Here is a 20,397-nt window from a genome sequence, read left to right on the forward strand (position 1 = left end):
GAGTTAATAAGATTTCAATCCCAGGGAACTTGAGACATTGAATAATTTTAAATTGGCAAGGGATGGACTATACATCTGGATGGAAAAACAGCGGAAGCCGAAGGAAATTTCTGATATTATGTGGGTGGAAAAATATAGACCAACACGGTTGGATCAAATAATTAATCAAAAAGAAATTGTAAAAGGGCTAGAAAATTTGTTAAAAAAACCAAATGAACTACCGCATTTATTATTTACTGGATCTGCAGGTACAGGCAAAACTACAACAGCTCTATGTTTGGCTAGAAAGATTTTAGGAGAAAACTGGAAGAGAGATACACTAGAGCTAAATGCATCAGATGAAAGAGGAATCAAAATGGTTCGTGAAAGGGTAAAAGAATTTGCCTCGATAATGAAACTTTCCATAAATCAAGATACTGATGATAAGCCATTCAAGATTATTTTATTGGATGAGGCAGATGAAATGACATCCGAAGCACAGACAGCCTTGAGAAGAATAATAGAGGATAGTTCTAAAACGACCAGATTTATTTTTATTTGTAATTATTTATCTCATATAATTGAGCCGATACAAAGTAGATGTGTAATCTTCCGATTTTCTAGAGTCTCAGAAGACGAAATAGTAGAATATTTAAAGAATATTTGTAAAAGCGAAGGAGTAAAGGTTGAAGAAAACGCTCTTCACAAAATCTATGAACACACCAACGGAGACTTGAGATATTCGATAAATATTTTGCAAGCCGCTGCTGCAAGTGGAAATGTAAACGTGCAGCAAGTTCAAAGTGCGATAGGCATCTCAGGAAGAAGCAAGATTGCTGAAATAGTTAATTTGGCCATTAACTCGAAATTTAATGAATCAAGAATAAAATTATTAGAATTACTAAACGTATATGGAGTATCGGAAACTGATTTTCTAAGATACGCTAATGAAGAGATCTATAAACTTGAATTAGAGAACCCTTTTGAAGTATCAACTATTATTGCCGAATATGATTATAGACTTGCAAATGGTGCACATCCTGAAATTCAACTGGCAGCCTTCTTGGCACAGCTTGGAAAATTAAATTTGAAGAATAACAAAAAATCTATTTAAAAGTCGTCTTCAAATTCATCTCCGCCATCTTCCTCTGTTACATCGTCAAAGTCTTCTTCAAATTCCTCACGTTCTTCGGCGGTTTTATATGGAATATCGGCTTCTCCTAAATTTCCACAAACAGGACACTTAAATTCAATTGTTTGGCCTTCAAGATCCAATAGAAATTCTTTGGTGAAAACCTCATCGCAATTTGAGCAAACTAATGTGGTTTGAATATTTTCTTGAGTAAATTTATGAGACTGTACCCGAAAGATTGTGTTCACCATACTTATTTTACCTATAAGAATCAGTCTTTATTATAAGCCTTATCTTTTTATAAACCTAAGGATTAAGATGCCAGTGTCAGTGCAAGCATAAACAGAATATTAACCTAGTTCATATCCAACATTTTGTGCATTTGTGGGATTACTCTTACATCTTTATAAAAAGGGTATACTTCGTCATAGATTTTTAAAATGTGTTCAGTGGATGGAGAGTCGAATTGATAGCTTGGTTGAAGTGTTATACCACTTAAATTACCAATATTGGAGCACTGAAAGATTTTAGTCGTTAAATCTCTAATTTCGTTTGTAGTTGTAGAATTTGTAAATACAATCTTTACAAATGAAATCTTATCGGTCCTGTTTAGGGCTAATTCCAAACATTTTAATTCATTTTGTATCAGGTCATCATAGGATTTGGATGGTTCGATCACTTTTGAATCGGAAGTCTTGAATTCAACCTTACAAATATCAAAGTATGGCAACACTGACTCAAATCTTTGCCAATCAAAACAAGATGACTCAAGATAAGTCTTGATATTCAATTCATTCTTAACAAAATTTGCAAGTGCGATCAAAGATAATGGTTGTAACAAAGGTTCACCTCCAGTAAAATTTACCTTATAGATTTTAGGCTGAAGGTGCTGATGAATAAGTCGTTTAGCTTCATCAATAGTATAACTTTTTCCACTCTTAGTAGATAGAGAATATTTTGTATCACACCAATAACACCGGAGATGGCAACCTGAGAACCTGATGAATAAGGTTTTTGTACCCGCAAATATACCTTCACCTTCAATACTCACAAATAACTCATTTAATTGGACTCTGTCAAGTACCTCTTGATTACTGTTAATGTTTGAGATTTCAATACTACTATGATTAATGGTTGGCATATTGTGTTTTATCCTCAATTCCTGCTTTTGAAAATGCATGTTTTCTATTCATACAAGATTCACATATTCCACATTGTTTGTTTCTACTGTCTATGGAGATGGAACTGCTGCCCTTGTTATCGCTATGTGTTCCTAGATAGCAGCTCCAAGATTCAAAAATTTTCTCTCCCAATGTTTCATACCCCATCAAAAGCAATTCCGATTTACTTAATTTATCTAATGCAGGGGACCAAATATGAAGTTTATTTCTTATTCCGGCAGTAATTCCATCAATTTCAGACATGTTAAATACTTTTTCTAAAGATCGCGTGAACGTAGGGCGACAATCAGGATACCGAGTATCTCCAGAATGAGCTCCATATACTACAAGAGAAATATTCAATGAAGTGGCCCATACTGATGCAATAGTCAAAAAAACAGTGTTTCTTAATGGCACAACCATGCTATAATCAAATGTTGGAGGAATTTTGGATTTGGAATTCGTCAGGATATTAGTTTTTCCAAAAAGAGTTTTGAGAAATGATATATCAACTATCTCATGCTTTTTACTTTTTAATAATTTGGAAAAGCGTTTTGCCACAATTAGTTCATTGGAAGCGCGTTGTCCATAATTAAATGAAATTAAATATACATCTAATCCCAATTTCCTTAGATAAGCAGCTGTACTAATAGAATCGAGTCCGCCGCTAAATATACAAACAGCCTTAGAAAAATTTTCTATGGAATTAGTAGACTCTGGTCTCAATTATGATATTAAGTCAGCTTATTCGTTATGTAAACTTGACGATGCGTTAGAATCATCATCATTTTTGAAATATCCAATTAATCCCCCTATCGCATATGAAACTGAAATCATGACTCGGGTCAAGAAAAGGATCTGTTCATAGTCATCAGTATAATTATAATATATCAAAATAGAGAACAATGTAGAAAGGACAAGTACACCTGTTATTATCTGTTCGATACTATAGATTTTGGAATATTTTCTTAAAAATATGAATGTAGAAATGTTACCCAAGGATAGACCAGTAAGTAACAAAAAAGGATAATACTTTTGGAAAAATAATATAAAAACAAAAGGCAGGGCCCATGTGAGTCCATTGATTATTTTTATGACAAATGGCCACGATATACTAGTTGAAACTCTATCTCGAAATACTGCACGCATGGATATGAGAGGTTTGAGGAATATTAATAAGGAGATAGCAAAACAACTAGGCCAAATCAAATAGTAATAAAAATAATCAAGATTATAAACAAATACCAAATGTGACAAAATTGAGGAAAGCCCAAACCACACAGAAATAAAGAAAAACATAAACGAAAATACTCGAGTCATTCATATTGTAAAAACAATAATTTAATATATAACTTATTAATATAAGCAGGTTTAGAAACCACGCGAATAGATAGTTAGTTGGTTGGTAAGCAGGATAGAAGGCATAAAATACATTAACAGTCAGTTCTTTCAATAGTTTGAGTGAGTAAATGAATAATGAAAACTTGTAAACTGTGTAATAAGACAAAATTTTATTCTGTGAATTATTTATTCTCAGATACTATATGTAATGAATGTTACCTAATCCTAAAGGAAAAATCCAACTAAAAAGATAACTTTTTGAGAAGAAATATTATTCGATGACAGCGCCGCATTTGTTACAAAATTTTGAAGAATGTTTTATCGAATTACCACAATTAATACAGTATTTTTTTTCAACAGGATTTGAGGATATACTTTCTTTAGAGGTATCCTTTGTACTATAAAAATCAGCTATGGCTCCTGTAGGTTTAAAAGATTCATCTATATCGGGAAGATAATTGGACGGAGGAGTTGAAGTGTTTGTTTTTGAATCAGGTTTATCTTCTATATATGTGAGTAAACGAGGAGTTGAAGTGTTTGTTTTTGAATTTTTTACACTTTCGCCCAACCATAACGCAAATTTTTTTAGGGTCATCTCAGGTGTAGAAAAAGTTAGTGAATGGGTGGACATATAGTCCTCGGTTGCCAATCGCCCATTAAAGATTTTCATAACACATACTGAAGGATTGTGTCTTTTAATTATTGTGAATTACCGCATTTGTTACAAAATTTAGCCTGTTTTGGAATTGAGGCGTTACAAACAATACAATTTTTTTTTGCGTCTTTTGTATTTGTGTTTGAACGGTCTTGCTTGGTTATTATTATATCCACGGGTTTGAAAGTAGGGGCTTCCTGAGGCAATGGTAGATCATATTCTTCATTTAATGATGGCGAAGGTGATGGTGATGTTGTAGAAGGTGAAGGTGAAGGGGAAGTAGGACCTACGTTACCACCAGTTGAAATAAAGCCATCCACACCAAAACCACCACCGGTGCTTCCACCTATATTACCCGAAGGCATAGTTTGTGATGCAGATCTATCATTTTTGCCTTTAGCAGAAATATTCTTATCCATGGCTGATTTTAGTTCAAGAATAACACGACAGGATAAAAAATTTAGGGCAGAGGAAGATACAAGAAATTCACCCATCCTCGAAAAATACTCGTTGTTATCCATTTTTCCTTGTTTAAACAATTGAGTTGAATCAAAAAACGATTCATAATTATTTTGAGTATCATTAACCAATTGTTTTAGTTTCTCTATAAGGCCACCAAGAGTATCCACCCCAAAGGACATGACTTGCAAATGAATAAAAACAAATTTAAATTTATGGAATTATTGGTATTATAGATAAATATTTGATAAAGTCTCATTCAATGCTCCTGCTGCAGCTGCTGCTGCTGAGCATTCCTCAAAGAACTTTTTAGGTGAAATAATTGTGAAATTTCTAGAAGGTAATACAGATTTTGGAATAAATCCAGTGGATAGCAAATATAAAGTACTTTCTGGTAAGAATTTTTTTGTTTTATGGTCTAGTTTGGGAATAGGTCTACTAGTGATTTCCGCAGGCTCATTCGTTTCCTCGTCAAATATAACAGAAGCAATAATAGCCATAATTGCGGGTTCGATAGTTGGATCTGTTTTGCTGGCATTAGCGGGCAAGATAGGCAGCGATCATTCGGTCCCGTCGATAGTAAGTATGAGACCTGCGTTTGGTTTGCATGGTTCATATTTGCTCACAGTTCTTAATATCTTTCAATTAATAGGTTGGTCCACTTTTGAAATAACCATTTTATCGAAGGCCGCAAATATATTTAGCAATGGATATGTTGATTTTTACATATGGTCTATTGTTTTTGGAGCAGTAATCGTACTTTTTTGTATATTAGGACCATTAAAAATTGTAAAGCAATGGCTTAGCAAATTTGCAGTATGGGTGGTATATGGTTCAACTATAGTCCTGCTAATAAGTATAATATTATCCACGAGCGGGGGTGTTGGATCAGAAGGTGTAATAGATTCTAACTCAACCGTATCGACTACTACTACTGCAAATGCTGCTAGTGCTGCTTCTACTTCTTTTGATTTTAGTTTCTTTAATTCCTTAGATTTGGTAATTGCCATGCCTTTATCATGGTTGCCTTTGGTGGCTGATTATAACAGATTTGCAAAAAAGAGCAAAAATGCATTTTATGGAACATTTATAGGTTTTACAATCACAAATTGTCTTTTTTATATAATTGGATTCTTGTTGGGTATTAGTGACATATTTGCAATACTAGTTGCTATTCAAACATTCTTTTATGGATTCTTTTTGTTGGTATTAATCGTTGATGAAGTCGACAACGTTTTTGCAAATATTTTCTCATCTGCAATGTCATTTAAGAATATCCATAACAAGATAAACTACAAGTATCTCGTTATTTTTTTTACGGCATTAGGAGTTTTATTGGCGAATTTAATTCCAATTCAACAATACGAGAATTTCTTATTGATAATAGGCGCTCTATTTGCACCACTATTTGCCATAGTTCTGACCGATTACTATATTATAAGAAGGGGAGGACGACGGATAACAATTGAAAACTTTTATGAAAAAACCAATCGAGTCAAGATATCATCATTTCTTGCATTTGTTGTCGGAAGTATCACTTATTTCATTCTATCCCCAATATCAGGGTTACACGTAACCGATTTGGGTTTAAGCATAGGTTCAACCATTCCAAGCATGGCAATTTCAATTCTAGTCTTCTTAGTAATAGAACTTTTAATAAAAAAAGTTAAATTGAAAAATGAAGAGTATTCATCAGACAAGAAAATTGAGTGAAAGGTTGATGTAAAATGTCGTTGACAAAGAAAAAAATAGTAATATTAGGGGCAGGTTATGCAGGCATATTTCTTAGCACAAACCTTTCATCAAAATTAGATAAGAATTCGACTGAAATAATACTAATAGATAGAAATAATTATCACCAATTAATGCAAGAAATACACCTGGTAGCTTCTGGTTATAGAACTGCAGAACAATTGAAAATCCCTATTTCATCTTTGATACAGGGCAAAAATATTAGATTTATTCAAGATGACATAGAAAAAATAGTACCCTGATAAGAGTACCATATTCTTAAAATCAGGAGAAATAAAATATGATGAACTAATTGTTTGCTTAGGATCATCAACCAAATATTTTAACATTCCAGGTGCTGACACATATACTCTCCCTATAAGATCGATATATGACGCCTCAATTATTCACGATCATATTTTACGAATAATTGATGAAGCTGCAAACAAGAAACATAATATAGTAATAGTAGGGGCAGGTGCAACTGGGATAAGTCTTGGGAGCGCTTTGGCAGAAACAATAAACGCCTCACCTAACAAAAGCAACATCAAGATAAACATAATTGAAGCAACATCAACAATTTTGCCTGGATGGGATATCAGAGTTAAAAACAAAACAGAAGAAATTCTCAAAGAAAAGGGAATAAGGATTTTTCACAACTCTCTAGTAGAAAGGGTGGACCAAAAGACTCTATTTTTGAAGGATGGATTGGAGATTAATTCATCGCTAATAATATGGACTGCCGGAGTAAGAGGCTACAATATAGACATTGAACCAAACATTGACAAGACCAACGATGGTAGAATCATTGTAAATGAATATTGTCAAACAAATCAGTACAAGAATATTTATTCCATAGGAGATTTGGCTGCGATGAAAAATTCCAAAGGGAAATTATATCCACCGCTGGCACAAATAGCTGTAAGACAAGCACGATATCTAGCAGACAATATTGCAGAACGCTATATTGAAGGAACTAATCCGAAAGAAAAATTTGATTATGAAATTAAAGCGCAAATAATATCCGTAGGAAGCGATGAATATGTTGGTTTGTTAAATAATTATTTAGTAAGTGGAGATTTGGCAAAAATGATTGATGAATTTACAAAACAGACCTATATGAAATCACTAAAGAGCGGAGGAAAGAATATTTCCGTTAATTTATACGAAAATGACTTTTTCTCACAGGTTATGGCGGGTATAACCTTTGCAGGATTTACTTTCATTAAAGGATTAGAAAAGCTGGCATAGTAGTTGCAGCGTATTGCATATGAAAAATAAATTAGCTATCCTGCAATAATGTATAGTACTTGTTATGGAACTAGATAAAAGAACACTCCTTCATATAGAAACCCTACAGGTTTCCCCATTATTTGGCAAAAACTTATTGTATCTTTAAGAGGGATTTATTTCTATATACAGAAATAAAAAATAAGGTTATGAAATATATCTTCCATTTGTTCCTATTATTTTTCAAATAAATTAAATCAGCGATGAGTATGTTCATGTCTGTGTTCATCAGTGTGCATATGAGGATGAGAGTGAGAAATACTACCATGACTATGAGAATGATAGATTTTCTTAAATAGGGCGTAAAGGGCAGTTATACCAAAAGCTAGTGTAATGAACATAACTATTGTTGGACCTGATGAAGAATCCAAAAAGAAACTTGCATACATTCCTGAAAAAGAAGCTACACAGCCGATTATTATGGATAAGAATACTACATTTGAAAAGTTATTAGAAAGCATGCGTGCAGAAATTGCCGGTCCAACTATTACCGATGCTAATAATGTTACACCTATTGATGACATTGAGACTATTATGATTGTTGCCAAGACAAATGAAAATAGCAATTCTATATGTGAAGTTTTAATTCCGCTAATTTTAGCACTTTCATTATCAAAAAAGGAAAAAACTAATCGTTTATGAAGAAAGAAGAAAAAGGCTGCCGAAAGAATGGTAACTGAAACAATAACGTATAGATCTTGTTCGGTAATAGCCAGAATATTTCCAAATAATAACGATTCAAAATTCCTTGTATATCTATCTGTCATGCTTACTAGTAACACTCCAAATGCAAAAATGGCTGTTGTGACCAATCCTATGGCAGCATCGGGTTTAATCTTATTTCTCTTGCTAATTTCATAAATAACGAATGATGCAAGATAACTCCAAATAATAGCACCAATATAGTAGTTCATTCCAACTATGTTTCCTACTATAGCTCCGCCAAATGCAGCATGAGAAAGACCATGACCTACATAACTTAAACCTCTAAGAATAATATATACTCCTGCCAGTCCACAGATACCACCAAGTAAAACAGATACTATTATGCCTTTAATAAAAAACTCATATTGAAAGGGTAATAGAAAATCAATCATATGGGTTATCTTGTTATTGTTATTTTTATTTGGGCCTATAATCCGCCAGTCCGTATGTTTTTAAAAGATTATCTTCCTTAAGAACGTCCTGTGGAGGGCCTTCGGCGATAACATATTTATTAAAACATACTACCCAAGGAGAACGATTTGCTATATGTGTTATATCATGGGTGGTCAAAATAACCGTCATGCCATTGCTGTTGAGATTCTTTAAAATATCAAAGATCTTTTCCCTTGATACGTAGTCTAGTCCCGTTGTTGGTTCATCTAAAATAAGGACATCAGGGTTTCTTATCAAAGCTCTACCTAAAAATACGCGTTGTTGTTCACCGCCAGAGAGAGCTCTAATGTGTCGTTTTTCGTAACCTGCTAAACCCAATATTTTTAGCACATCTTTGATTTGGTTTTTTAATTTCTTGTCAATCCATGGGAGGTAACTCTTGTACTTCCATGATCCCATGGCAATAACTTCTTGAACAGAAACTGGAAAATTCCAATCAATTGTCTCTATTTGAGGAACGTAACCAATGGAGGGATAGTAAAAAATGGAATCGCTATCATTATTACAAATATATTCGATATCTCCGTTCCATGGCTCATAGATTCCGCACAATAATTTTAACAGAGTGGTTTTTCCAGAGCCACTTGGACCCACTATAGACATGAATCGGCCCTTTGGAATAGTCAAATTGACTCCTTCTATAACAAAATCATGATAGGTAAATCCATAGGATAGACCAGTAATTTTCAGATATTCGAAGGAGCCCATCCTAAATGTATTAGATATGTAGCTTATTAATATTTAAAAAAGCTAGGTTAAGGTGCGTGGGTGTAGGTGTTTGCCGGATTCACAGCAGATAAGCTACTAACATTTCCCCCCAATGGGACTATCATGTTTTTCATATTCTCAAGCATCATTCCAACATATGTATGATTAGGAGCTGTCAGGTTTCCCGGTAATGCATCATCACTAAGAGTTTGTACTATTTCTATACCGGCCTCATTGGCTATTTGATCTGTTATTCGGTTGGAAAAGACTTCGGATGTAAATATAGCCGAAACATTTTCTGCTTTTATCTGGTCTATCAATTTTGCAATATCAAGTGGCGAGGGTTCCGAAAAGTCCGACGGTTGTACTGCCCCTATCACAGTCATGTTATATCTAGGAGCAAAGTATGCCCAAGAATCATGATAGGTAATTAATTTTCTGTTTTCAGTGGGTATGCTCTGGGTAGCTTCTTTTATTCCCTCATCCAACTGTTTTAGCAAGGCAACATATTTGTCAGTATTCTCTGTATAGTATGCGGTGTTATTGGGATCCATTTCAACCAGTTTATCTTTGGTTAGATTGGCAAATTTCATGGCATATGAGGGATTAAGCCACAAGTGTGGATTAGGATGACCCTGTTCCTCAGGGAAGCTAAAGTCAAACACCCATTCAGTGGGATTAACAGCATTATCTCCAAGTTTGAGTAATTGAATATTTGGATTGGTGTTCAAAGATGTATTTACGATTCGTTCCATGGGATCCTCGAGGTAAAGACCGTTTGTTATCACAAGATCTGCTTTACCTAATTTCACAATATCGGAGGGCACTGGTTCATAAGTATGTGAATTCACGCCTTCAGGAACTAAGCCTGTAAGAGTTATCTTGTCACCCCCCACATTTTTGACTATATTAGTAATAGGAGAGACCGAAGTAACTACATTTAACGTTTTGTTGAGTGCAAAAGAGTCTTGACTTGACTCGAAATTTGTAGATAAAAGTAATAAAATAGATAACACTATTGCGAACCTTATACAGCAAAGTGTTGACTTTGAACTAATATCGAATAAAGATTTTAGCATCCAGTTTTATTATTCGTAATTTTATTAATTTTTTTAACGGGAGATTTGCGGTTTTGTGGGATAAAAAACAATATATATTATGAAAAAGAAAGAATTTAGATTTTTCGAATCCCACTGAATGAAACATTTAATACGTTTTTTCTGACAATTCCAACAATAGAATAAATCAAATCTCTAATATCATAAACAAATGAACCAAGCAGTCTTATTAACAGGCCATTATTATCGGGTAGTTTAGTACAGCCACCAATTACATTTTTTGTTCCTAAAATGGTTTCCAATATTTCATTTTGTATGAGGTTTATTTTATCTCCTGGAGTTAAGATATAAATATTTCCCAAAATATCATAATTATTTAACACACCAAAGGATTTGACATTTTCTTTCTTGGGTTCTATTTTTGCTATATCAATCAATCTTAGCTTGTCATTCTGGTTTACTGATTTAACTTTCATATAACAAATGTCATATTCAAATGATTCGTTGCTTGCTACTCTACCCGGGGTTAAGATTTCAGAGTACACACAAGTCGCTTCATCATGAACTTTAATGTTTGAAACCTGGTAGAATCTGGAGTCTCTATAGGGTATTATCTGATCGGGAATATATTCTAGGTAACAGTTCTTATCAACATCTAAATTTATGATTTGGGTTCCGAAATTTTTGTTCATTCTATAAATTCTGGTTGCACTCTGTGTAGTAACATGAGCTATGGCCGAATTTGTAAGTGCGATATCCATTCTAAACCTATCACCTTGTAAGATGCCCCCAGACGGAGATATTATATAGACGTAGGCCATTTCAGGACAAGTTTCCTCAAGATACATTGCCCGTTTTATACAAAGTGGAACCTTATAGTGTTGGTACTTTATTGATGTCCTATGAACAATGGGATCCTTTTCTAACTTTAGTTGCAGAATACCTAATTTACCGGCTTTTCCTACCCCCATCTGCTCTAAAGCACTATCATAATTTAATACCTCAACAGGGATTTTGTCGGGAGTACAATAAGAAAGATTATACACACTCATAAAATCACAAAAAGATTTTAATTGGCGGCAACTGACTTTGGTGGTGCATCAAACAACACATCTTTTACTATTTGTTCAGCAACCTTTTTCACACCTTGACCAGTTTTACTATTAACAAAAACATATGGTTTATCTTTTCGAACCACCTTCGCATCTCGTTCCATGATGCTCAAGTCGGCGCCGATAAAGGAAGCAATATCAATTTTGTTAATTACTAACAGATCAGATGTTTCTATTCCAAGACCACGTTTTCTAGGATATTTATCACCTCCAGAAACATCGATGATATAGATAAAATAATCAGCAAGTGCTGGACTAAAAGTGGTAGTTATATTATCACCACCGCTCTCAATTATTATTAAATCAAGATTTGGATGTTTGGCTTCCATTTCTTCGACTACAGAAATGTTAATTGATGGATCTTCTCTTACTGCTGTATGAGGACAACCCCCCGTTGCTATTCCAATCACAAGATCTTCAGGCATTAGTCCTCTTTCGGTGGCAAGATTTTTTCTCATCCTGTCGGCATCTTCCCGAGAGACTACATCATTAGAAATGATTCCAACATCATATCCTTCTTTCTTTAAAATAGGAACCAATTGTTCAATTAACATTGTTTTTCCTGAGCCAACAGGTCCCCCTATGCCAATTCTGGGAATTCTTGCAAGTGCCACAAAAGATAAAATGAAAAAATTAAGTTATAAACATTTTTGAATCCATCTGCTCATGATGCATTTGGATTATGTCCAGCTGAGGAATAAATTGCCACATTTCATCGGCAGGTTGTTTGATATTTTTTAATACCGTAGATAACATCACCGGCTTTAATTCATTTATCATCATTTGTCCTTCAAAATGCTGAAGAATGCCCAATCGAAGTGCCGCCCCGATAACACTAACTACAAAACCGTATAATAGCATCAAACCCGACCTCTCCTTTGTTAAATTCATAGAATTACATCCTATTGCGTATGACACGGGAAAAACACCCTTTGCGAGGCCATCTTTTATGCTCTTTGAATAAAAAGTCAGATTTTCATTTTCTCTAACAAAAGTAGAAACACACCTAAGGAATTGAATGCCTGACCTAGTTGAGGCAGAGCGGGTTTCATCTACCAATCTCATAAAGTAATATGTATTATCCAAATCTAAAAGGGAAGCAAAATCCTTCTTTTGTAGACAATCGTATACATTTCCTATGACGCAACAATCGGTGGGTCCAATCTGTTGGACAAGGTAGGCATTTATAAAATCTAAAATTTCACCATATGATAGTTTTCTATTTTTATTATAAAAAAGGTGTTCCAATCCGTTTGAGGTGGTGTATAATCCAGTTGGAAAAAAGGAATCAGATAATTGTAAAAAACTCAGATCTTCAATAGATATGGAAGTATGAGATACATTGTTATTCTCAGTGTGCATGAATATCAAATCCTTGATCAGGTTCAAAAATAAGGGTTTCGGCTCGAATATCTACATAGTCTTTTAGACCAGATAGAAGCCTTAAGAACAGATTTATCTCATCTGGAGTCTGAATAGGAAATATAATATCACTGCCACTGATCTTCAGCGGTCTATGCAAGTTTCCAATGGTGTGACCTACTTTTATTGCGACATTTGTAAATTCGTGGTTATGGTCATGATGGTCGTGGTTATGGTCATGATGGTCGTGGTTATGATCACTTTTGCTGCCGTCGCCATCATCCCTATGATGGTGAATATTTTTTTTGATATTCAAAACAGCCACAAGCTCTGGAGATAATTTTATGATTATCATTTTAGTATCGTCTAAAAATGCTACATCACCATCCCTCAAATGAGTCCTAGAAGGCAAAATAAATCCTACATCAGTTTTTTTATCTGAAACTTTTCTCATCCTAACTTTCTCAGTTTCGGATCTCTGAATTGTTATGGTTTCAAGAGAATTTTTATTTAATGACTCTTTGTACTTTTGATTCAAGTCTGGATTATTTTTGATATTTCCTAAGATGGTTGTAACGGTTAACATCAGATACCATATAGAGTTCAATCTTACCCATAAAAACAATTTTAGATTCTAATCGGTTTACGTAGAATCAATAATCTTGTAGATGAATGTTATGTCTGATACTAATTATCTTGAGAAACCGTCGTGTTTGTGTCTCTCACTTTTTTCACAGCATTTATCATATTCTGCAAATTTTCAGTATAATCATATTTGCCGTATTGTCCGTATTTTGCGGGATCCAATTCTGCAAATACAAACCCCCCTTCCGACATTTCAACATTAGATCCAATTTCGAATTTTTCAGCTACAATACATTTTTTTACCAAATGATATGGATAATCTAGATTAAGATGAGATTTGGGATCGATAGAACCAGAGATTAAAGATAATTTTCCTGATTTAACAATTACATGTTTAATTCTCATAGGGTCAATTATTAGCAGAGAGTCATCAACATTAGATTTTTCGGTGCAATGTCTAATTTGCAACTAACCATAATCACCTTTTCGAATCTGAGAGAGCTTGAGGATTGAGATCGTCTGCTGCTAAATTCTTGTCTATCCTTAGTACAGATTTTGCCATCTCTCCTGATGCTTCTAATGCCATGGTCTTTACCAAAACAGGATCGAGTACTCCTTTTGATACCATATTTACGATCTCTCCACTATCTATATCGACTCCGTATCCATCCGGTGATGCTTTAGCGTTCATTACTTTTTCTAAACCATTGAATCCAGCATTTGTCAATATTTGTCTCATAATACTTTCCAATGCAGAAGTGACCACTTCAAGTCCTACTTGCTCTAATCCATTGAGTTTTAGTTGTTTGATTTTTTCAATGATGTGTAATTCTGCAGCACCTCCGCCTGGAACAACTCCATAATTCAAAGCAGCTTCTGCAGCATTGATTCCGTCAATTGTCGATCTCCATCTTTCTAAAGACGTTTCTTTTGTAGATCCTGAAATCAGGATCGTTATAATCTTTTTCCCATTACCATTTTCTAAATAAATTATTCCGTTATCCTCATCTTCGTATATTTTTTCAGACACACCGATAATATCATTATTTTTCAGATCATCCAAAGTTCGTACGGGCTTGGCTCCTGTGTATCTTGCCAAATACTCTATTTCTTCGTTTGAGATATGTACTGCAAACAAGCCCTTTGATACGAACAGATCTTCAATTATTTGATCTACTTCAGGCGAGGCTATAAAGAGGGTATTTGCTCCTGTTTCTAATATAGAGTCTACAATTTTTTTGGATTTTTCTAGACGATCCTTTTCCATGGTAAGAATATCTTGATATTTGCTATTTTCTTTGATCCAAGATTCCTTTACGGGTTTTAAATCTAATTTGAGGATCAGAATCTTTGAATTATCTACTCTATTTGGAAGTTCAGGATCGATTCTTTTTCTTTCCAAAACAATTCCATTAAAAATTTTGTCATCAACGTCAACTCTTCTTATTACTTTTATGGCTTTATCAAAATCGTATTGTCCATTGTATATAGCATCTTTTCCCACATTACGCAAAGCATTAACTACTATCTTATGCAATACCCGACCATCGAGTTTTGATGACAGACTCGTTTTAACAATCTGATCGAGCTCAGGATCACTAATTTTTATTTTCTTAGCACTTTTCATTAACAAGTCACAAGAATGCATTACGCCGCTTTCGATTCCTTCAACAACCTTGGTTGGATGAACTGCTAGTTCGCGAATCAGTCTCTTGCCTTCTTTTATCATTTCTGCTGCAAGAATAACTGCAGTAGTAGTTCCATCACCAACTTTTTGTTCTTGTCTTTCTGCAATTTCTACAATCATTCTAGCCACTGGATGTATAGCTCTCAGAGATAACAATATGGTAACACCATCGTTTGATACGTGCCTATTCATAGATTGATCAATCAAAAGCTTATCGAGACCCTTTGGCCCCAGTGTTGTTCTCACAGTATCTGCTACTGCCATTACTGCATTAGAATTCGATTCTAAAGCATTAAATTCGATGTTTTCAGCGATTGGCTTCCAAACTCCAAAATTTTGTGGCGAAGACATATAATTTTTAGATTTAAAAACCGAGAGATAAATGTATCAGAAATTTGGAAAATAAAAAATGTGGAGAAGATCAGGCCATAAAGTATCTCTGAGCCAAGGTTAATTCCTTTGCTGGATCTACTGTTGCAATTTGTCCATCTATCTTAACCTCGTATGTCTCAGGATCAACAGTAATTTCTGGTGTTTTATCGTTCCACATCATATCTTTCTTTCCTATGCTTCTACAATTCTTTACTGCTAGAGTGGTCTTTTCTAATCCCAATTTCTGAGGTACGCCAAGTTCTATTGATTTCCTCGACATGAAAGTAAATGAAGTCTTCTTTACAGCGCGTCCCATTGCACCGAACATTGGTCTATAATATACAGGTTCTGGTGTTGGCAGTGAAGCGTTGGGATCTCCCATTATGGACCAAGCAATGAATCCGCCTTTAAAGACCATCTTTGGTTTTGCAGCAAAGAATGGAGTATTATACATTACAATATCAGCATATTTTCCTACCTCAAGTGATCCCAGATAATCAGCGACACCATGTGTGATAGCAGGGTTGATCGTCGTTTTGGCTATGTAACGTTTTGCTCTCAAGTTATCGTTATCTCCCTCTTCGTCTTTTAGCTTTCCTTTCATCTTTTTCATTTTGTCTGCAGTTTGCCATGCACGTATTACTACCTCACCAATTCTACCCATAGCCTGGCTGTCAGATGAATACATACTAAGTATACCCTCATCATGCATTACATCTTCTGCTGCGATAGTTTCTGCTCTGATTCTAGAATCTGCAAATGCAACATCTTCTGCAACTGCTGGATTTAGATGGTGACAGAACATGAGCATATCAAGATGCTCATCAACCGTATTAACTGTGAATGGTCTTGTTGGATTAGTCGAAGACGGCAAAACATTTTGTTCTGCAGCTATTGCGATAATATCCGGTGCATGACCACCACCTGCTCCTTCTGTGTGGTAACTGTGGACTACTCTACCATCAATTGCATCAATTGTATCCTCTAAATAGCCACATTCATTAATTGAATCGGTATGGATTGCAACTTGTACATCGGTTAAATCAGCTGCTCGCAGTGATGCATCCAAAACTGCTGCTGTGGTACCCCAGTCCTCATGATCTTTTAATCCACAGGCACCTGCTTCAATTTGTTCCATCTGGGTAGCAAGAGAAGGATGAGAATCATTACCTTTTCCTAAGAATCCCCAATTCATTGGAGTGTCTTCAACTGATTCGAGCATCCTGCTTATGTTAAATGTACCTGGAGTGCATGTAGTAGCATTAGTACCATCTGCAGGGCCAGTACCTCCGCCTATCATGTTGCAAATACCATTGCTAATACCATCTATGTATTGTTGAGGGGAAATCATGTGTATGTGTGTATCAAAGTGTCCTGGGGTACATATGGTATGTTCACCCGCTGTAGCTTCAGTGCATGCTGATACTACAAGATTTCTGTCAACATCATCCATTACTAATGGATTTCCTGCTTTCCCTATGCCTGCAATTTTACCGTCCTTAATACCAATGTCACCTTTCACAATTCCTATTACAGGATCCAAAACTACGGCGTTTGTGATAACAAAGTCCAAAGCTCCAGCAGCATTGGTAACACCTGGTGTTTGAGCTAACCCATCCCGGAGGGTCTTACCGCCACCAAAAACACACTCATCACCATGGGAGATCAAATCTTTCTCAATCTCAATTAAGAGATCGGTATCGCCTAAGCGAATTTTGTCCCCTTTGGTTGCTCCAAATAAGTCTGTATATTGTTTTTTAGTTAATTTTAGAACCAATTTCATCCTCTCCTAATTACTACCCATTCCTTTAAAACCACTGAACTTGGCTTTTTCAAATGCAGATTTTTTTATATTGCCCGACTTCATGCTTCCATTAGTTAATCCATTAAATCCAAAACAAACCCTTGAGCCTCCTAACTCACAAAGTTCAACTTCTTTAGTATCACCTGGCTCAAATCTCACTGAAGTTCCAGCTGGTATATTTAGTCTATAACCAAAGGCTTTTTCTCTTGGAAAATCAAGGACTTTATTTATTTCAAAAAAGTGCGTATGTGAACCTATTTGACATGGCCTATCGCCAGTATGTTTCACGGTAACCTTGATAGTTTTTCTGTTTTCATTGCAAAGTACGTCACCTTCAGATAAAACATATTCTCCTGGTATCATTGCAGACTAAAACCTCCTCCACTTGTTATTAATTTTGATACATATCTGATTGTCATCATTTTTCATTTTCACCTATTGAACCGGGTCGTGGACCGTAACGAGCTTTGTTCCGTCTGGAAACGTTACTTCAACTTGTACGGTATGTATCATCTCAGGTACTCCTTCCATAACATCTGTTCTTTTTAAAATATTTCTTGCAGATGTCATTAATTCTGCTACTGATTTTCCTTCTCGTGCTCCTTCTACGACAAAATTGGCTATATAAGCGATTGATTCAGGGTAATTAAGTTTTATTCCCTTTTGTTTTCTTCCCTCGGCAATTTGAGCCGCCGTCCATATCATCATCTTTTCAATTTCTCTTGGGGCTAACATCATGTTTAATTCACATATAACAAACGTAGTGAATTATTTTAAAATTCAAAATAATAATCAATATATATGAACAATAACAATCCGGTTTTTGATTTAGTCGACATCGACTAAATAGTTATATTATTATCATTATTTCTTTGAGATTTTAACAGGCAAACACATCTTTAACCAATAGAATGTTTTATCATAGTCACCATTTTTGCCCGTTGGCAGAATAAATTCATACTTTTTCTCATTTGTATGAATAATCAACACATTTTCCTTTATTGCAGTACCAAGCATATTTGAAACCAAAGTTTTGGTATCGGGATAGAATGCAAATTTTGTAATATTCTTGTAAAGTATAGAAGTTTCATCGCTAGGATGCGAATCATCCTTTAAAACAAATGAATCCTTTTTCTTGATATCTGAATATTCAATTTTTTTTGATAATAAATAGTAAAGATATGGTCCAAGTCCAGCAACAAAGCCAGGATCAGTGAGTTTGCGAATAATGTTCTTCCTTAACATGATAATTCTATTGGGAGTAAATGTAAGAAGGTAATCGATCTTCATGGGTTTTTGTTTAACATATCCAGAGAGCCTCAATACTATGGGTTCAACATTGTGGTCTTTCATCAAATCACAGAACATTTTGATTTTTTGCGTATCAGAAAGAGTAGAATCAGCTTTGATCTTATTCAAATCTATCTCAAGCTCAGACAACATGATATGTTATATGATGTGAAATATTACTTTAATCATAAAAAAAAGTGGTTAGTATTTTCTCTAACCAGAGAAAGATACAGAAGGAAGGAAGAAAAAAAGTCCTATTCTATCCTACTCTATTCTATTCTATGCTATGCTATGCTATCCCTCGGGCCTAGACCATCCTATTCCTGCAGGAATATTGGAAAATCCAAAGATTGCAATTAACCATACCCACGCGGTAAACACGAATGGTCCAGTGAGTGCAGGTAACCCCCATTGTCCAAAGAACCGTTGAAGTGCAGGCATTACAATTACAGAACAAGCAACAGTAGCAAGTACTGCCATAAAAAATGACTGCCAAGTAAGGGGTACAAAACTAGTCAGGGCAATCATTACTAGCACCTGGTTGAATCCATGTAGTCCTATTCGAGTTTCCTGGGTGGGCAACTTCATCAGTATCGACAACGCAGCGCCGATTGCTGATCCGATAAGTGCCATAAGACCAGCAAGGTACAATGGCGAATATTCATTCCATTGTGCTGTATACCCATTTGTAAACCATGGCCTATCTTGAACGCCAGCGATAAGTGGTGCCAACTCGAAGGTTAAAGTAAGTCCAACAACCCAAAACACCCCTGTCTTCCAATTCTCAACAAAGGTAACCTGAGACACACCCTTTAAGGTAGCAATAATAAATTCTTTTGGTGTCCATTTGAAATTTTCGAGTTTCAATTGGACTGGATTATCGCTTCCCGATATTTTATCCTCTTTTGCGGATTCAGGAACTTCTGGCCATACATCATGTCCGTAACGCTTACTTGCATACATCATAGCCCAAGTTGTGAAAATGAATGAGGATGTAAAGCCTGGAATGGCTACGGAATTAGCTATTCCACCTTTATCATCTGGACTAAATATATCACCCATGAAGTGTGCAAATGCCATCCACGCTACAGCTGTAATAATTGCTCCAAATATCGAAATTGTAAGAGTCACACGATTTGCTTTTACAAATGGACCAGACCAAAATGCCATTCCGGTTAATATAGAGTTGTATCCAAACAAACCAAATGTAACAAGCCCATAATCTGCACCGAGTAGTAACGCTGTTGCCGCTCCAATTAAACCCGCGGCGACCATCATTATACCGGCTTTACGTGAAGCCAGCAGCACACCAGCAAGAATAAATATACCAGTTACGGGCGAACTTAACAGAGGAACTTCAGAGATTCCATTAAATAAGATATAAAAGAAATCTAGAAGAGGATCTCCCGACGAATATGTTGGTATTCCCATAGAAGGATTCTGTACAGGTATTGTTTAACAATTTGTATTGAATATCAGTTTATTAATATACAGTACAGAATATACCGGATAAA

The 20,397-nt window shown here is 35.2% G+C and carries 24 protein-coding genes; 4 read left to right on the forward strand and 20 right to left on the reverse strand.

Annotated elements, in window-relative coordinates; all coding sequences use genetic code 11:
• Window positions 1-37 precede the first annotated feature (37 nt).
• Window positions 38-1,093 carry a replication factor C small subunit gene (locus ACMT7R_RS06140; protein WP_415310743.1) on the forward strand — a complete coding sequence of 352 codons (1,056 nt, stop codon included), beginning with the start codon at window positions 38-40 and terminating at the stop codon, window positions 1,091-1,093.
• Here ACMT7R_RS06140 and ACMT7R_RS06145 read toward each other — a convergent pair.
• The 6 genes from ACMT7R_RS06145 to ACMT7R_RS06170 form a co-directional block, all read right to left on the reverse strand.
• Window positions 1,090-1,362 (reverse strand): hypothetical protein, encoded by a 273-nt coding sequence (locus tag ACMT7R_RS06145; protein WP_415310744.1) that lies wholly within the window; start codon window positions 1,360-1,362, stop codon window positions 1,090-1,092. The two genes, ACMT7R_RS06140 and ACMT7R_RS06145, sit on opposite strands and share 4 nt — an antisense overlap.
• Window positions 1,363-1,466: 104 nt before the next feature.
• Complete coding sequence (locus ACMT7R_RS06150) at window positions 1,467-2,252, reverse strand: 7-carboxy-7-deazaguanine synthase QueE (protein WP_415310745.1); 786 nt, start codon at window positions 2,250-2,252, stop codon at window positions 1,467-1,469.
• Window positions 2,239-2,997, reverse strand: coding sequence for a 7-cyano-7-deazaguanine synthase (locus tag ACMT7R_RS06155; protein ID WP_415310746.1), 759 nt, complete (start codon window positions 2,995-2,997; stop codon window positions 2,239-2,241). The genes ACMT7R_RS06150 and ACMT7R_RS06155 overlap by 14 nt, the downstream gene beginning before the upstream one ends.
• 18 nt (window positions 2,998-3,015) lie before the next feature.
• On the reverse strand, window positions 3,016-3,420 hold the full coding sequence (locus ACMT7R_RS06160) for a hypothetical protein (protein WP_415310747.1): 405 nt from the start codon (window positions 3,418-3,420) through the stop codon (window positions 3,016-3,018).
• 463 nt (window positions 3,421-3,883) lie between these two features.
• Complete coding sequence (locus ACMT7R_RS06165; protein WP_415310748.1) at window positions 3,884-4,282, reverse strand: zinc ribbon domain-containing protein; 399 nt, start codon at window positions 4,280-4,282, stop codon at window positions 3,884-3,886.
• Window positions 4,283-4,311: 29 nt separating this feature from the next.
• A complete protein-coding gene (locus tag ACMT7R_RS06170) occupies window positions 4,312-4,908 on the reverse strand; it encodes a hypothetical protein (protein WP_415310749.1) in 597 nt (198 codons plus the stop codon).
• Between the two features lie 142 nt (window positions 4,909-5,050).
• Between ACMT7R_RS06170 and ACMT7R_RS06175 the strand changes: the two genes are divergently transcribed.
• Genes ACMT7R_RS06175 through ACMT7R_RS06185 form a run of 3 tightly spaced genes read left to right on the forward strand, consistent with a single transcriptional unit; the run spans window position 5,051 to window position 7,708 of the window.
• Window positions 5,051-6,439 carry a cytosine permease gene (locus ACMT7R_RS06175; RefSeq protein ID WP_415310750.1) on the forward strand — a complete coding sequence of 463 codons (1,389 nt, stop codon included), beginning with the start codon at window positions 5,051-5,053 and terminating at the stop codon, window positions 6,437-6,439.
• Between the two features lie 20 nt (window positions 6,440-6,459).
• Window positions 6,460-6,720 carry a hypothetical protein gene (locus ACMT7R_RS06180; RefSeq protein ID WP_415310751.1) on the forward strand — a complete coding sequence of 87 codons (261 nt, stop codon included), beginning with the start codon at window positions 6,460-6,462 and terminating at the stop codon, window positions 6,718-6,720.
• 31 nt (window positions 6,721-6,751) lie between these two features.
• Window positions 6,752-7,708: an NAD(P)/FAD-dependent oxidoreductase gene (locus ACMT7R_RS06185; RefSeq protein WP_415311643.1), complete on the forward strand. Its 957-nt coding sequence runs from the start codon at window positions 6,752-6,754 to the stop codon at window positions 7,706-7,708.
• A 236-nt stretch (window positions 7,709-7,944) separates the two neighbouring features.
• Here the strand turns inward: ACMT7R_RS06185 and ACMT7R_RS06190 are convergent, their stop codons facing one another.
• The 14 genes from ACMT7R_RS06190 to ACMT7R_RS06255 form a co-directional block, all read right to left on the reverse strand.
• A complete protein-coding gene (locus tag ACMT7R_RS06190) occupies window positions 7,945-8,844 on the reverse strand; it encodes a metal ABC transporter permease (protein WP_415310752.1) in 900 nt (299 codons plus the stop codon).
• A gap of 25 nt (window positions 8,845-8,869) precedes the next feature.
• Window positions 8,870-9,613, reverse strand: coding sequence for a metal ABC transporter ATP-binding protein (locus tag ACMT7R_RS06195; protein ID WP_415310753.1), 744 nt, complete (start codon window positions 9,611-9,613; stop codon window positions 8,870-8,872).
• Between the two features lie 47 nt (window positions 9,614-9,660).
• Window positions 9,661-10,629, reverse strand: a complete 969-nt coding sequence (locus ACMT7R_RS06200) for a metal ABC transporter substrate-binding protein (RefSeq protein ID WP_415310754.1) — start codon at window positions 10,627-10,629, stop codon at window positions 9,661-9,663.
• Window positions 10,630-10,787: 158 nt separating this feature from the next.
• Window positions 10,788-11,723, reverse strand: coding sequence for an urease accessory protein UreD (locus ACMT7R_RS06205; protein ID WP_415310755.1), 936 nt, complete (start codon window positions 11,721-11,723; stop codon window positions 10,788-10,790).
• Window positions 11,724-11,740: 17 nt separating this feature from the next.
• Complete coding sequence (ureG, locus tag ACMT7R_RS06210; protein WP_415310756.1) at window positions 11,741-12,397, reverse strand: urease accessory protein UreG; 657 nt, start codon at window positions 12,395-12,397, stop codon at window positions 11,741-11,743.
• A 19-nt stretch (window positions 12,398-12,416) separates the two neighbouring features.
• A complete protein-coding gene (locus ACMT7R_RS06215; RefSeq protein ID WP_415310757.1) occupies window positions 12,417-13,145 on the reverse strand; it encodes an urease accessory protein UreF in 729 nt (242 codons plus the stop codon).
• Entirely contained in the window at window positions 13,135-13,731 is a 597-nt protein-coding gene (locus tag ACMT7R_RS06220) for an urease accessory protein UreE (protein ID WP_415310758.1), read from the reverse strand. The genes ACMT7R_RS06215 and ACMT7R_RS06220 overlap by 11 nt, the downstream gene beginning before the upstream one ends.
• Before the next feature lie 101 nt (window positions 13,732-13,832).
• Window positions 13,833-14,198, reverse strand: coding sequence for a hypothetical protein (locus ACMT7R_RS06225; protein WP_415310759.1), 366 nt, complete (start codon window positions 14,196-14,198; stop codon window positions 13,833-13,835).
• 10 nt (window positions 14,199-14,208) lie between these two features.
• Window positions 14,209-15,768: a TCP-1/cpn60 chaperonin family protein gene (locus ACMT7R_RS06230; protein ID WP_415310760.1), complete on the reverse strand. Its 1,560-nt coding sequence runs from the start codon at window positions 15,766-15,768 to the stop codon at window positions 14,209-14,211.
• A gap of 70 nt (window positions 15,769-15,838) precedes the next feature.
• Window positions 15,839-17,566 (reverse strand): urease subunit alpha, encoded by a 1,728-nt coding sequence (gene ureC / locus ACMT7R_RS06235; RefSeq protein WP_415310761.1) that lies wholly within the window; start codon window positions 17,564-17,566, stop codon window positions 15,839-15,841.
• A 12-nt stretch (window positions 17,567-17,578) separates the two neighbouring features.
• A complete protein-coding gene (gene ureB / locus ACMT7R_RS06240) occupies window positions 17,579-17,956 on the reverse strand; it encodes an urease subunit beta (protein WP_415310762.1) in 378 nt (125 codons plus the stop codon).
• A 72-nt stretch (window positions 17,957-18,028) separates the two neighbouring features.
• The gene (locus ACMT7R_RS06245; protein ID WP_148685528.1) at window positions 18,029-18,331 is read right to left on the reverse strand and encodes an urease subunit gamma; all 303 of its coding nucleotides are present in this window, start codon (window positions 18,329-18,331) and stop codon (window positions 18,029-18,031) included.
• Window positions 18,332-18,457: 126 nt separating this feature from the next.
• Window positions 18,458-19,012 carry a hypothetical protein gene (locus tag ACMT7R_RS06250; protein ID WP_415310763.1) on the reverse strand — a complete coding sequence of 185 codons (555 nt, stop codon included), beginning with the start codon at window positions 19,010-19,012 and terminating at the stop codon, window positions 18,458-18,460.
• A 165-nt stretch (window positions 19,013-19,177) separates the two neighbouring features.
• Window positions 19,178-20,314, reverse strand: coding sequence for an urea transporter (locus ACMT7R_RS06255; RefSeq protein WP_415310764.1), 1,137 nt, complete (start codon window positions 20,312-20,314; stop codon window positions 19,178-19,180).
• Between the last annotated feature and the right edge of the window lie 83 nt (window positions 20,315-20,397).

The sequence above is a fragment of the Candidatus Nitrosocosmicus sp. FF01 genome (assembly GCF_047711275.1).
Taxonomy (GTDB): Archaea; Thermoproteota; Nitrososphaeria; order Nitrososphaerales; family Nitrososphaeraceae; genus Nitrosocosmicus.

Bases quoted from the DNA above. Each gene is read 5' to 3' on its own strand.
- ACMT7R_RS06145 (WP_415310744.1), bottom strand. From the start codon at position 1,362: ATGGTGAACACAATCTTTCGGGTACAGTCTCATAAATTTACTCAAGAA.
- ACMT7R_RS06150 (WP_415310745.1), bottom strand. From the start codon at position 2,252: ATGCCAACCATTAATCATAGTAGTATTGAAATCTCAAACATTAACAGT.
- ACMT7R_RS06160 (WP_415310747.1), bottom strand. From the start codon at position 3,420: ATGCGTGCAGTATTTCGAGATAGAGTTTCAACTAGTATATCGTGGCCA.
- ACMT7R_RS06165 (WP_415310748.1), bottom strand. From the start codon at position 4,282: ATGAAAATCTTTAATGGGCGATTGGCAACCGAGGACTATATGTCCACC.
- ACMT7R_RS06170 (WP_415310749.1), bottom strand. From the start codon at position 4,908: ATGTCCTTTGGGGTGGATACTCTTGGTGGCCTTATAGAGAAACTAAAA.
- ACMT7R_RS06190 (WP_415310752.1), bottom strand. From the start codon at position 8,844: ATGATTGATTTTCTATTACCCTTTCAATATGAGTTTTTTATTAAAGGC.
- ACMT7R_RS06195 (WP_415310753.1), bottom strand. From the start codon at position 9,613: ATGGGCTCCTTCGAATATCTGAAAATTACTGGTCTATCCTATGGATTT.
- ACMT7R_RS06205 (WP_415310755.1), bottom strand. From the start codon at position 11,723: ATGAGTGTGTATAATCTTTCTTATTGTACTCCCGACAAAATCCCTGTT.
- ACMT7R_RS06215 (WP_415310757.1), bottom strand. From the start codon at position 13,145: ATGCACACTGAGAATAACAATGTATCTCATACTTCCATATCTATTGAA.
- ACMT7R_RS06220 (WP_415310758.1), bottom strand. From the start codon at position 13,731: ATGTTAACCGTTACAACCATCTTAGGAAATATCAAAAATAATCCAGAC.
- ACMT7R_RS06230 (WP_415310760.1), bottom strand. From the start codon at position 15,768: ATGTCTTCGCCACAAAATTTTGGAGTTTGGAAGCCAATCGCTGAAAAC.
- ureB (WP_415310762.1), bottom strand. From the start codon at position 17,956: ATGATACCAGGAGAATATGTTTTATCTGAAGGTGACGTACTTTGCAAT.
- ACMT7R_RS06245 (WP_148685528.1), bottom strand. From the start codon at position 18,331: ATGATGTTAGCCCCAAGAGAAATTGAAAAGATGATGATATGGACGGCG.
- ACMT7R_RS06255 (WP_415310764.1), bottom strand. From the start codon at position 20,314: ATGGGAATACCAACATATTCGTCGGGAGATCCTCTTCTAGATTTCTTT.